This is a genomic window from Botrimarina hoheduenensis (assembly GCF_007859815.1).
Lineage (GTDB): Bacteria > Planctomycetota > Planctomycetia > Pirellulales > Lacipirellulaceae > Botrimarina > Botrimarina hoheduenensis.
The window spans coordinates 78,090-90,549 of sequence record NZ_SJPH01000003.1 but is presented as its reverse complement, the minus strand read 5'-3'; the positions used below and the strand labels follow the sequence as shown (position 1 = coordinate 90,549).

Genomic DNA, 12,460 nt, shown 5'->3' with positions numbered 1-12,460 from the left:
ACCTATTCGGTCGCAAATAACAGACTGCCCTGCCGGGCAACTCCCTCATGCCCGCCGCCGAGTCTTATCTCAAGCCCGACGTTATCCGCCAAATCGCGCGGCTCGACTTGCGCGCGGAGTTCATCGTGAAAGGCTTCTTGCAGGGGCTGCACGCCAGCCCGTTTCATGGGTTCAGCGTCGAGTTCAGCGAGCACCGCAAGTACACCCAGGGGGACGACCCCAAAGACATCGACTGGCTCGCGTACGCCAAAACCGATCGCTACTACGTCAAGAAGTTCGAGGCCGAGACCAACATCACCGGCTACCTGGCGATGGACCTCTCGGGCAGCATGGCGTACGCGGGGGAGGGTGCCTCGGGCAGCGACTCGATCACCAAGTTTGACTACGCCATCTGCCTGGCCGCAGCGCTCGCGTACCTGATGGTCCATCAGCAAGATCCGGTGGGGCTGGTGGCGTTTGGCCAAAAGATTGAGCAGTCGCTGCCCCCTAAGAGTCGCCGCTCGCAAGTTGGCACGCTGCTGTCGCTACTGGCGGGCCTCAAACCCCAGGGCGAGACCGACGTGGCGGCCAGTCTTACCCAACTGGCAGCCATGCTCCGCCATGCGAGTCTGGTGATGGTCTTCAGCGATCTGCTGACCGACGAAGAGCCCGTCCTCCGCTCGCTTCAGCGCTTGCGGCACGGTGGGCACGACGTGATCTTGTTCCATCTTCTGGACAAAGCCGAGGTCGAGTTTCCCTTCCACGGACTGGTGGAGCTAGAAGAACCCGAGACCGGTCAGCGCGTCGAGCTCGATGCGGACGGGTACCGGGCGGATTACCACGAAGCCGTCGCCGCTTTCCGTGAGCGCTATCGCGAAGAGTGCTTCAAGAGCGGCGTGGACTATGTGCCGCTCGACACCAGCATGCCGTTCGATCGGGCCTTGACCGAGTACCTGCTGCAGAGGAGACGCCGCGCGTGACGCTGCGTGTGCGGCCCGGTGCGACAGGGTCGCGCCATGCCCTCGCGACGCCGCCCCGCTCACGCCCTTTGCCATGACGTTTCTCACACCAGCTCTGCTAGCCGGCACGCTGTTTATTGGTGTGCCGATCCTGCTGCATCTGGCGCGACGGCGCGAACCTCGGCGGTTGGCGTTTCCGGCGCTGCGGCTGCTGGAGAAGACCCGCCGCAAGCAAGAGACCCACCTGCGCCTGCGGCGGCTGTTGCTGTTGGCGTTGCGTTGCGCTGCGATCGCGCTGCTCGCGTTGGCGTTGGCGCGGCCGCTCTTGACTCCCAAGCTTCCCGCCGAGGCCAACGAGACCGAAGCGCCAACCGCCCCCGCCCCCGCCCCCGCCACCGCCGCCGGCACGGGGCTCGCGATGGCGCTTGTCTTCGACAACGGGCCGAACATGGGCTATCGCCTCGGCGGCGTGACCCGACTCGCCGCAGCGAGCGAAGTTGCCGAGTGGATGCTCAGTCGTACGCCGCCCGAAACCCCCACCCTGGTTGTGGATCGGACCCAAGGTGCGCGGCCGGCCGTGTCGGATGTCGGCGTGGCGGCCACACGCGTGGACCGGTTGCATATTGCCGCCGCGGTCCGATCACTGACCGACACGATCGGCTCGGCGCTGGTCGCGATGGCAGCGACTCCCGCCGGCCGACGCGAGGTTTTTGTGTTTACCGATCTCTCGTTCGCGTCGCTGGATACCGCCTCGCAAGAAAGCCTTGCAGCGCTTTTGCAGCAGCACCCCGAGATCACTCTGCGGATTGTCGATGTTGGGGCACCAGAGCCCCGCAACGCTGGTGTCGCAGCGGTGGAAACTCCTTCGGCGACGCTCCTTGCGGGACAGTCGCTCCAGCTCGAGACCACGCTGGAGATTGTGGGCGATCCTCCCGATAAAGCGGTTCTGCGGCTGTGGCTCGACGCGCCCGAGGGACCGCTAAAGCGCGACGAGCGACCGCTGCCCGAGACCGCCGCGGACAACGGCCCCATCACATTTACCCTCAACGGTTTGCCCGAAGGAACGCATACCGGTTACGTGCAGCTGGTTACTGCCGACGGCTTGCCCGCTGATGACACGCGTTACTTTGCGGTGCGGGTCATCCGCCCGTCCACGGTGTGGCTCGTTGCCAACGATCCGTCACGCGCTGTCTTTGTCGAGGAAGCGATCACCGTCACCGAGTCGGCTGCCGGCGTAACGTGTCGCAACATGCTCTCTTCCGACTTCGCGACGGATCGCCAACTGGCCGACCTCTTACGTGCGGGCCCGGGGGCGGTCTTATTGCTGGATCCGGCACCCTTTTCGGGGAGCGTTTGGCGACGGTTGGCGGACTACGCGACCGCCGGCGGCGGGGTGGGCGTGTTCCTCGGAGGGGCAGCGAATCTTACGGAATTGAACGGTGCCGATGCGCAGACCGTGTTGCCCGCCAAGCTCCGCTGGCGCTCGCGCGAACGCACTTATCTACGGCCAATCGATTACCAGCATCCGGCGCTCGCACCGCTCGCGCCGTACGCCGCCTCGCTGCCGTGGTCGGCGTTTCCGATCTTCGAGCGATGGGAAATCGAAACCCCGGCGAGCGATGCCGAGACCGTTGCGACCTATGCGGATGGCTCCGCCGCGATTGTGGGACGCCAGGTTGGCAGAGGGCGTGTCTTGATGATGACCACGCCGGTCTCCGATCCCGCCAGCGGAGACGCCGTGCCCTGGAATCTCCTGCCAACGGGAGACGACCCTTGGCCTTTCTTGCTGTTGGCGCAGTCGTTGGTTGATTACTTGGCCGCCGAGCCCGCGCCCCCCTTGACCTACACCGCGGGCGCGACGGCTAGTGTGGCGTTGCCCCCCGGTGCCGAAGCCGGAGGCTTCTTGGTGCGGTTGCCTCGTGGCGAGTCGGTCCGTCAAACGCCGTTGCCGGGGGCCGGCTCGCTGGCCGTGCGGATGACCGACGAGGCCGGCGTGTATCGCGTCGCTACCAGCGCCGGAGGCACCCCCGTTGAACAGCGCTTTGTCGTGAATCTGGCCCCCGGGTCGGGTCGGCTAGAACGGATCGATCAAGCCGAGCTTATTGAGCGGATCGGTTCCGACCGGATCGAGATCGTTCGCGATCGCGAAGCCCTGGCGCGGAGCATCGATCGGGGCCGTGTTGGTCGCGAGCTTTACGGCGTAGTGCTGGCAATGGCCGTGCTGGCGCTCGTGGGGGAACAGTTCGTCTCGAATCGCTTTTATCGATCCGCTCGGGAGGCAGCCTCTTGAGCAGCTGGGAAGCAACCATCGATCCCGTCGGCGGTCCGATCCTAACAACCCTGTTGGCCGGAGGTCTGCTGGCGTTGTGCCTGCTCGTGAAGCCGGTCGGGGTTGCGCTGACGCCCCGTCGCCGCGGTTGGCTCACCGGGCTCAGGTTGATGCTCTGGCTGGCGGTGCTTGCTGCTTGGCTCAGGCCGACTCTGCTGACGGTTGCTTCGGAGCCGATTGCCTCGGCGATTGGCGTGCTCCTCGACGCTTCCCGCAGCATGGGCGTCGCTGATGCGGCCGGCGGGCGGACGCGTTGGCAGGTTGCCAAGCAGAGCCTTGCCGCTGCCGAGCCGGCACTCGTACAACTCGCTGAGCGAGAAGGGTTGCGGCTCTATCGTTTTGGGGAGGGCGTGCAGCCCTTGAGCGGCGATCCCGCCCGCATCGAGGGCGAACCAACCGAGACCGGTTCGGCGATCGGCGCGGCGATCGATGAGGTGATCGCCGATACGGCAGCGGGGCAGCTAACCGCGGTGATCCTGCTCAGTGACGGTGCCCAGCGCGCCAACTCATCCAGCGACACGCCCCCGTTGGCCGCCGCCCGTCGGCTCGCGACGCTTGGAACGCCGCTCTACGCCGTGCCGATCGGTGATCGGAACACCGGGTTGGGCGTGGATCTGGCGATCGAAGATCTTGCCGTAAGCCCGAACGCCTTCGCCGGCGCGCCGCTCAGCGTGCGTGCCGTTCTGCGCGCTGCGGGCCTGCCGAATCGCCGGGTAGCGGTGCAGCTCTTGTGGGAGAACGCCCAGGGCGGTGCCGATTTGGTTCAGACGCAGCCGCTTGTGCTTCGGCCCGGACAAGCAACCTACCCGCTCGCGCTGCAACACGTGCCGACCACTCCGGGAGAATGGAAGCTCACGCTCCGCGTTCCTGGTGCCGAGGGCGAGACCGTCACGGCTAACAACGAGCAAGGGGCTTTCGTTACGGTTCGCGAAGGGGGCGTGCGGGTGCTCTACCTGACGGGCGCAGCGCGTATCGGCGGCGCGCCAAGCATCGAGCAACGCTTTGTCCGTGCCTCGCTCGGTGCCTCACCAGATGTGTCGGTGGAACGCATCGTCTTTAACTATCGCCAGCCGGGACGCGACCTGACGGAGCGCTTTCGGTTGGGCGTGGTCGACCTTGTGGTGCTTGATGATCTGGACAGCATCGCGCTGAGTCAGTCGAGTTGGCGTGCGCTCGCCGATGCGGTTACCCAAGGGGTTGGTCTGCTGATGATCGGCGGGAGGCATAGCTTTGGACCCGGCGGTTATCGCGATACGCCATTGGCCGAGGTGCTGCCGCTGACACTCGGTCGGGCCGAGCGGCAGGCCTTTGGGCAACCGGTCCGTGAAGACATGCATGTGCGTGGTCCGTTGCGGATCGAACCGGTTGCCGACGCTGAGGGGATCCACCCCCTGCTGCGGATCGCAGAAGACAACGCGGCGGCCTGGAAGAAGCTGCCCCCGCTCGACGGAGCGAATCGCCTCGACCGCACCCGGCTCCGGCTTAACGCCCGAGTGCTGGCGGTTGCCGCCGGGGCTGAGCGAACTCCCCTGTTGGTTGCCGGGCAGCCCGGGGTTGGTCGCGTGTTGGCCATGGCCGGCGATTCAACCTGGCGATGGGTGCTGGCAGGGTATGGGGAAGAGCACCGCCGATTTTGGCGCCAGGCCGCGCTGTGGCTGGTGAAGAAGGATGAGATCGATGGCGAGGCGGTGCGCGTGCGGCTCTCGGCTCGGCGCGTCAACCCGGGGGAGCGGCTCGACGTGACGGCCGAGGTTCGGTTGCCCGCCGATCAGCAAGAAGACCCCTCGCGCGTTCGATACTCGGCAACCGTCACGCTCCCCTCGGGCGCAACGCAACAGCTTGCGTTGACCGACGGCCGTGTCCGCTCAACAGCCGGCTTCTTTGCGACCGCAGAGCCTGGTGACTATCGCGTGCGGGTGAGCGCTTCCATGGCCGATAAGCCGCTCGGTGAGGCGACCGCGCGTTTCCTCGTGCCGCGTCGAGACCTCGAACTCGATCGCCCCGCCGCGGAGCCCGACCGCCTCGAGCGGATGGCCGCCGCGACCAGCGACGTGGGTGGCAAGACGATTGCTCCCGAGGAGCTCCCCGACTTGCTCGCTGAGCTTGCCCGGCAGAAGCCTGAGCAGCGCCGCCAGATCACCTCGCGTTACACGCCGTGGGACGACTGGCCGTTCTTTCTGTTGGTAATCGGCTTGATGGGGGCCGACTGGGGCCTGCGGCGTCGTTGGGGTTTGCCTTAATGCAGCGTTCGCTGCCGAGAACGCGATCAGAAGTCGATCACGAACCGCGTCCCCAGGATCTGATAGTCGCCGGCGTTGGGCCCGGCCGGCGCGGCATTCAGATCATTCGCTTCGATCTGGCCCCAGGTGTATTCGGTTTGCAGCTTGGCGTAGGCATTCCAATACCAATTGAGCGAGAGCGTGATGGCCTCGGCGTCGCCACCTTGGATGTCTTGGTCGGCTAGATCGGCGTACGACCAGCGGCAAGCAACCTGCCAAGCGCCCCAGCCGCGCTCGACATCGCACCGACGTTCGACGGCGAAGAAGCTCTCATTCGGAATCGCGCGGCCGATCTGACCGGTTTCACGATCCCAGGGGATGTACTCTCCGGTAAGGAAGTAGGAGAGGTACGCGTAGGCACCATGCAGGTAGAGCGACTCCCCTCGGGCCCGCTCGATGAACAGGTTCTGTTGCTCGGCGACGAGCTGGAGGGCCCCGAAGTTCAATACACCCTCACTCGCCAGCAAGGTGTAGTGTTCGGCGTCGGCGATCACACCGGTGTCGATCCACGAAGCGGAGGACCGCGCCTCGGGACGTGTTGCGAACCGAGCCTCGTTACGTCCCGAACCGGCGTAGTTATCGACCGGCGCGTTTTGGTCCGTGTCGGCCCACGAGCCCGCGAGTGCGAGGTGCGCGTAGCCACGGCCGTTGGTTGGTTCGTGCCACCACGCGGTCTTTGCCAACCGACCGGCAAGCTGCGGTTGCCAGTTATCGCTAACGTACGCGTACTCGTCTTGAATCAGGCCTTGATTGAAAGCCCCGTAGCGCCAGTTCCAGACCTGATCGTCGGACACGCCATAAGACTGAATGCCGAGGCGCCGGTTGCCGGGATTGAACGCCTCGACGACCATCGGCCTTTCCATGAAAACGTTGTAGCGGCTGCTATTGATGTGATCCAAGCCGTAGGGGCGTTTCTGATTGCCCACGTGCAGCGTTTGCAGCAGCGGTAGATCACGCCAGCCCAGATAGGCATCGCGAAATTCGGGATGGTTTGACCCGACGATCTCAAGGTCGAGCTTGTAGAGCATGTTGTCTGCAACGTCCCCCTGAAAGGTGAGTCGCGCGCGGCGGATGCCGATCTCGTCCTGCGGCGAAACGGTAGGATCGCCCGACTCGAAGCCATTCACCCCCGGTGAATCGCCGGGAAAGGTCCAGAGGTCGGCATGGATACGCCCGCTCAGCTCCATAGTCGCGCCGTCGTGCCCCGTGGCGACACGGTGCGCTAGCTGTTCTTCGAGTGATTTCCGATCGGCCAGTAACTCGTCCTGAGTCGCTTCGAGCTGCTCGATGCGATCGATCAGCGCCTCGAGAGAGGCTTCCTTGGTCTCGCGTGGAAGGTTGTCGCCGCTCAGGAGCGATGGTACTTCCTCAGCCCCTGCCGGCGCGACAGCCCCCAGACCGCACGCAAAAGCGACAGCCAGCGATGCGACGACACAAGGATGGCGAAGCAGCTTCAAAGCATCTCGCAGGTTGGTGATCGTGGGGGAGCGCTCTTGCCGGCACCGCTAGCGCGTTGCAGCCAGGTCAGCCGCTACTAAGTTGGATTCGTCCCTTTCCAGCCCTCCGACTCAGCCTGATCGTTAAATTATCACGTGATGCCAGCAACCGCTTTACCTGCGTTACCATAACGCGAAGGTAGTTAAGCTAGGGCGGTGCTAGCTCCTCCGCCAGCGAGCACGGTCCGAGGAAGATCATTTGACTAGCGAGCGAAAAAGAGCATGCACTTAACAATCCCTTTACGCGGGCTTTTGCTGTGCTTTGCGGCGCTTCTGCCGTCGGGACCCGCTCCGGCACAGACGCTGTCGGCGGTCACGTTCAATCTGCGCGGCGACTTTGTCGAGGGCCGCGTTACCGACCAGCCCCACGCCTGGTTGGCGACCGATGGCGGGCATCGACGGGATCGCACGGTGGGGCTCGTCCAGCAACTCGCGCCCGACCTGTTGGGTGTGCAAGAGGCCTATGCCAATCAGCTCGTTGACCTGCGTGCCGCGCTGCCCGCCTACGCGGACTACGGAGTCGGCCGAGACGGCCCGCCCACGGCCGATCGCTCGGCGGGCGAGCACTGTTCGATCTTCTATCGGAAGGAGCGTTTCACGGCGCTCGACCAAGGCACCTTCTGGCTGAGCGCGACACCCGACCGTGTGAGTCAACACCCCGAAGCGGGTTGCCGACGGATTGCCTCTTGGATGATCCTCGTCGATCGGCTTGCCGACCGCGAGCTGTTTGTGCTCAACACCCACTGGGACCACATCTCCGCCGCCGCCCGGCAAGAGGCGGCCGAGTTGATCCGTAACAAGCTCCCCACACTGGCCAAGGACAGGCCCGCGATTGTGATGGGAGACCTCAACGCCGTTGCAACAGATGACTCTTTGCAGACGTTGCTAGATGCTACGGGTCCGACACCGCTGATCGATAGCTATCTTGCCGCGCACCCGGAATCGGATGGCACGGAGCGCAGTTTCCACGGGTTCGCTCCGCAAGGCGATCCGTGGCGGATTGACTATGTGCTGCATTCCGCAGCGCTCGTGACGCGCGACGCACAGATTATTGCTACCCCAACAGAAGCGCTGGCACCCTCGGACCATTTCCCCGTGCGTGCGGTCTTGAGCTGGCGCGAGTGATCGCGGCCGACTCAGCCGTTCTCAGCCGTTGGAAATTGGACGCCACACGCCCGAGAAACGCGCACTCTCGACGATACGCTTGATCGCGAGTGTTTCGCGGTCAACCGTGACAAGCCTGGTACGCAGCCAGCCGGGCGCTTCGAGCACCAGCACGCTTGCGGTCTCGGCCAGCAGCCAGCGCTTGCAGCGCAGCTGGGGGTGTTTTTCCAGCACGGCCTCGAGCCGCGGATCTTGCGCCGTGACCCGCTGCGGAGAGTCGCAGCCTAAGCAGCCGCCGGCGGTTCGGGCCTGGGGAGCAACCCGTTCTCCACAGCGTGGGCACTCGATCAACTCGGTGTCCAGTACCGCATTGCCCGACACGCTACAGACGCCCATCCACTCGGGCTCGGCGAGCCGACCGGTTACGCTACACCGCACGAGGTCTGGCAGGGGATGACGCTTGCCCGACACGCAGCAAGTGCCGATCTGTTCGGCGGCGACGATCGTGCCCCCTTCGACCGTCGCGAGGTGGAAAGTCGGACTGCCCGTCACCGGACACACCACGGGGAGGGCTTGCAGCGTGCGCGCCCAACCAACGAACGGGGTGTCGAGCGCTTCGTCGCCAAACTCAAAGCGGAGCACCCCCTCGGCGTGCTTCACCCACACCAGGGTGGTCACGGCGTCGAGCGGTGCGCCGTCGCGCGTGGCGGCTGCTTGGGCGGCAACGATTGCGGCCTCGGGCGTGCGGTGCTCCGATCGTGATGCCGTGGTTGGTAGCGGGGCGATCTTGGCGAGCCCCAGCGAGGCGACTTGCGGAGCCGCGATCGCGCGGGCTTCGAGATCATAGAAAGCATGGGCCACGCGTGGAGAGCCTTCGTCTCCTTCCGTGGGCCAACTCAAACGCACGAACGGGCGATCCTCAAGCCGGCAGCCGGCGACGTGGACCGAGCCCCCTTCGAGCTTGTAAGCAGAGAACAGATGTTTGGTGATCTCGTGGACCGCCTCGGGCTGGTCACGCGGACGCGCGGCGACGGGTTCGGGAAGATCACGCAGCCGCTGGAGCAAAAGCTTGAGAAGGTCAGCCGGCTGGTCCGCCACGACCTCTTCTGCGGTGTTGTCGGAAGGTGTCGGGTGCGGGGCGGACTGACGCCGCAACCAACTCCGTCCTGAGCGGGTGCTCGCGCGGCTGGCTTCGGCGGGGGGCTCGTCGAAGCGATCCGCTTGCAGGCGGTAGCGGACGCCATCAAACGCCACCTTCAGCCCGAGCGTATCGCCTGCCCAGGCCGCAAACGCGGTCCAGGGCTCGGTGACCACGCGCTGCTGCGCAGGGTCTGCGGCGGTTTCGACAGGGGTCACGATCGATTAGCGTGCGGCTTACGGCCGCGGGCAAGCGGACGGCGGTGGCTAGCGCCGACGAAGGACGTAGACCACGTCTTCGGTGGTCCCGTTGATCTTGATCGGCGCGCTGAGGTCGTAAGCGAAATCGTACACGGCGGTGACCTCCCAATCGGTAACTCGTCCGATCAAATCCGCCATTTGCGTGGCCGTATAAGTCCTAAAACCGGTTTGATCGACCAGACGGAACGAATCGGTGGGCGTGTAGACGTCGAAACTCATGCCGACGGTTTCGACCCGCTTGCGGCGATTGACCCCTTCACTCCACAGCCGCGAGATGACAGCCAGCTGACCACGTCGGGCAGACCAGCTCTCTTCGTCGGAGTGGGGCTCGCCCCGGGCGGGGGTCAGGTGCAGCCCCAGCACATAGAGCCCGCCCTTTCTGACCGCGGCTGCCACACTTCGCAGATGCCCCTCCGCGGCGGCTTCGCTGGGGAGGTGGCGAAAGCTGTTGATCGTATTGAAAGCCGCATCGAACGGCTTCTTGGAGCCGACATCGGCTAGCCGAAAGTCGGCCATATCACCCACATAGGCCGTCTCAGGCAGCCCGTGCCGACGCAGTCGCTGATTGCAGAAGGCGACCGCCTTGGCGTTCAGGTCGTTGCCGTGAGTCGGATAGCCGGCCTTGCCGAAGCGAAACATCAGCCGCCCCGTGCCACAAGCGGGCTCGAACAGCCGCGTGACACGCGCACCGCGCGGCAAGCGGGCGTGACGCTCGAAACAGCTCAAAAGAAAGTCATATTCGGCCTTCCAGTCCGAGCCAAACACCAAGTCGTAGTACTTGGGGTAGTCGTACAGCGAGCCGCTCTTGGTCGTGGGCATCGTTAGGTGAATTCTTTTGACTGCGGCGGTGATAATGGAGACCTACGCGGGATCGGCTCTCGGGACCCGCTGCCCAGAATAGATATCCTCACCTACCATAGCGGTTGCGTCACCCCTCCTGGAGAATCTGAATACGTGGCTACCCTCGAAGCTGAGATCACTCCGCAGGTGCGGACCATGCAGGTGATTGTGCTCGGGCTCGCCGCGAGCCCGACCTTGTTTGCCTTCATCACGCTCTTCCTGAAGCTCAACCCGCTAGGGGCCGATGCGCAGTCAATGCTGGTGACGATCGCGCTGGTCGTCGGCCTAGTCGGGATGATCTTCCAACAGATTCTTGGCGATCTGGTTCGCAATGCCAGCGTGCGCTCGCTCGGTGCCGTGGCCATCGATGAGCCCGCCAAACTCGCCGGCTCCTACGTTAGCGGCTTGCTCGTCTCATGCGCACTGTGCGAAGGAGCCGCGTTTATTAACCTGATCGCCTTCATGATCACCCGCGCGCCGCTGACGCTGGCGATGGGCTTGCTGCTGGTGCTGGCCAGCGCGTTGAAGTTTCCGACAATCGGCAGAGTAGCGGCCTGGGCGCGGGGCGAAGCACGGCGGCTGGCCGAGATCGCTGCGCTCCGCTGAGCCCGTGCTGTTGAACTCGCACGTTTGAGCCAGCACGGCTGAGCCAGCGCTGCTCACCGCCCGGCGTGGCGGTTGCGGGACATCTTCTGGCGGATCTCGCCCTTTAGGCGTTCGACGATCGCGCCCTTGTCCGTGTTATCGAGGATCTGCGTTACCACGCGTTTCGGACCGGCTTCGCCCCAGCTGGCTCCGTGCTCGAAATAGTAGCGCGCTGCCTGTCCCACCAGATAGCTGCCGTACCCCGCCGCGGCACCCTGCGGCAATGCCGTTAGCACGGTGCTGCCACCGAAGGTGAGCCCCTTAAAGAACGATGAGCCAAAACTCACAACCGCCTCGCCAAGCATCAGCCAGCCCGCGGCCTTGAGAATGGCGATCACCAACTCACGGGCACCGGTCATCGTGATAGGGAATCCGTAGACGCGGCCTAAGGTGGCAACCATTGCCGCATCGACCGCCAGTCCGCCCGCCACATCGGCGACCGCCCACGGGTTCATCGCTACGGCTAACGACTTGGTGACGGCGTAGCCCCACACGACCCGATCGGCTTTCTTGGTTCGCATCCTCACGCGCAGCGCGGCGACGCGGTCGCTGCGATCCGCGGCGTACATCGCGGCGTTGAGCGCAACCAGGGCCTTCCCCTCGTCGGCTAACAGTTCGATCAAGCGCTCGCGAACGCCGTTGATCGCCGCGGGGGGGCGACGCCATTCCTGGCGTGTCGAGCCCTCCGTTGTGGTGACAAAGTGCTCCACTTCGCGGGGCTCGGCCGAAGCGAACACGAGGTTCTCGGCGCCGCCCAGCAGTCGGGCAACCCGCTGGGTGCTGAGCGAACGGCGCAATGCCTCGACTTCTTCGGGCGAGTAAAGGTCTGCTTTGTTGACCACCAGCAGCAACGGTTTGTGATAACCGGCGATCTCGGCCAGCGCGTTGTGTTCCGACTCGTTGAGGTCCGAATCGGTGACGAAGACCACCACATCGGCGCGCTCGGCGGCTTGGCGCGCCAGATCGGCGCGCTGATCGCCGCGGACCTCGTTCAAACCGGGCGTATCGACCAGCACGAGGCTCGATCCCTCCAGGCCGGCTATCGCAACCGACTGCGACTCCCAGCCGTGTCGCCAGACCTCCTTCGTCCAACCGCCGCGAGCATCAACCGCACTGAGCGTTGCCCCCGCTAGGGCATTGATCAGTGCGCTCTTGCCGGTGCTGATCTCACCGAAGAAGACGATCTCGATCCGCTCGTTGCGGAGCTTCTCCGCCAGATCGCGCAGCTCACGCAGTTCTTCAGTCAGCGCACGCCGCTCGGCTTCGTCGCAGCCTTCAACCTGCCGGATGGCTTGCTCCACGCCGTCGAGCGCGGCTTGCAGGTCGGTGTCGTTAAGGGGCGAAGCGGTCATGCGGCAGGAGATCGGTAGCGAGGCAAAACCGAGTCGGCGATCAGCAATCCGCGAAATATCGCCACCCGCGGGGCTACGG

9 protein-coding genes are annotated in these 12,460 nt (G+C 64.8%); 5 read left to right on the top strand and 4 right to left on the bottom strand.

Annotated features, from left to right (window positions below):
* Positions 1-47: 47 nt before the first annotated feature.
* The 3 genes from Pla111_RS07585 to Pla111_RS07575 all read left to right on the top strand — a co-directional run bounded on the left by Pla111_RS07585 (position 48) and on the right by Pla111_RS07575 (position 5,507).
* Positions 48-959, top strand: a complete 912-nt coding sequence (locus tag Pla111_RS07585; protein WP_146572989.1) for a DUF58 domain-containing protein — start codon at positions 48-50, stop codon at positions 957-959.
* 73 nt (positions 960-1,032) lie between these two features.
* Positions 1,033-3,228: a BatA domain-containing protein gene (locus Pla111_RS07580; protein ID WP_146572987.1), complete on the top strand. Its 2,196-nt coding sequence runs from the start codon at positions 1,033-1,035 to the stop codon at positions 3,226-3,228.
* Positions 3,225-5,507, top strand: a complete 2,283-nt coding sequence (locus Pla111_RS07575) for a glutamine amidotransferase (RefSeq protein ID WP_146572985.1) — start codon at positions 3,225-3,227, stop codon at positions 5,505-5,507. Before Pla111_RS07580 ends, Pla111_RS07575 begins: the two co-directional genes overlap by 4 nt.
* Positions 5,508-5,533: 26 nt before the next feature.
* Here the strand turns inward: Pla111_RS07575 and Pla111_RS07570 are convergent, their stop codons facing one another.
* Entirely contained in the window at positions 5,534-7,003 is a 1,470-nt protein-coding gene (locus Pla111_RS07570; RefSeq protein WP_146572983.1) for an OprO/OprP family phosphate-selective porin, read from the bottom strand.
* Positions 7,004-7,264: 261 nt separating this feature from the next.
* On the opposite strand from Pla111_RS07570, the gene Pla111_RS07565 reads away from it, so the two are divergent.
* A complete protein-coding gene (locus tag Pla111_RS07565; protein WP_146572981.1) occupies positions 7,265-8,167 on the top strand; it encodes an endonuclease/exonuclease/phosphatase family protein in 903 nt (300 codons plus the stop codon).
* Positions 8,168-8,188: 21 nt separating this feature from the next.
* Here Pla111_RS07565 and Pla111_RS07560 read toward each other — a convergent pair whose 3' ends face one another.
* Both Pla111_RS07560 and Pla111_RS07555 read right to left on the bottom strand, forming a co-directional pair.
* Positions 8,189-9,502: a hypothetical protein gene (locus tag Pla111_RS07560; RefSeq protein ID WP_146572979.1), complete on the bottom strand. Its 1,314-nt coding sequence runs from the start codon at positions 9,500-9,502 to the stop codon at positions 8,189-8,191.
* 48 nt (positions 9,503-9,550) lie between these two features.
* Complete coding sequence (locus tag Pla111_RS07555; protein WP_146572977.1) at positions 9,551-10,363, bottom strand: class I SAM-dependent methyltransferase; 813 nt, start codon at positions 10,361-10,363, stop codon at positions 9,551-9,553.
* 135 nt (positions 10,364-10,498) lie between these two features.
* Here Pla111_RS07555 and Pla111_RS07550 point away from each other — a divergent pair, with 135 nt between their 5' ends.
* Positions 10,499-10,990, top strand: a complete 492-nt coding sequence (locus Pla111_RS07550) for a hypothetical protein (protein WP_146572975.1) — start codon at positions 10,499-10,501, stop codon at positions 10,988-10,990.
* Positions 10,991-11,043: 53 nt separating this feature from the next.
* Here Pla111_RS07550 and Pla111_RS07545 read toward each other — a convergent pair whose 3' ends face one another.
* Positions 11,044-12,381, bottom strand: a complete 1,338-nt coding sequence (locus Pla111_RS07545; protein WP_146572973.1) for a YcjF family protein — start codon at positions 12,379-12,381, stop codon at positions 11,044-11,046.
* Positions 12,382-12,460 lie beyond the last annotated feature (79 nt).

What these genes read in the sequence shown, in the direction of transcription:
- Pla111_RS07580 (WP_146572987.1), top strand. Translation starts at nt 1,033, where the DNA reads ATGACGTTTCTCACACCAGCTCTGCTAGCCGGCACGCTGTTTATTGGT.
- Pla111_RS07565 (WP_146572981.1), top strand. Translation starts at nt 7,265, where the DNA reads ATGCACTTAACAATCCCTTTACGCGGGCTTTTGCTGTGCTTTGCGGCG.
- Pla111_RS07585 (WP_146572989.1), top strand. Translation starts at nt 48, where the DNA reads ATGCCCGCCGCCGAGTCTTATCTCAAGCCCGACGTTATCCGCCAAATC.
- Pla111_RS07555 (WP_146572977.1), bottom strand. Translation starts at nt 10,363, where the DNA reads ATGCCCACGACCAAGAGCGGCTCGCTGTACGACTACCCCAAGTACTAC.
- Pla111_RS07545 (WP_146572973.1), bottom strand. Translation starts at nt 12,381, where the DNA reads ATGACCGCTTCGCCCCTTAACGACACCGACCTGCAAGCCGCGCTCGAC.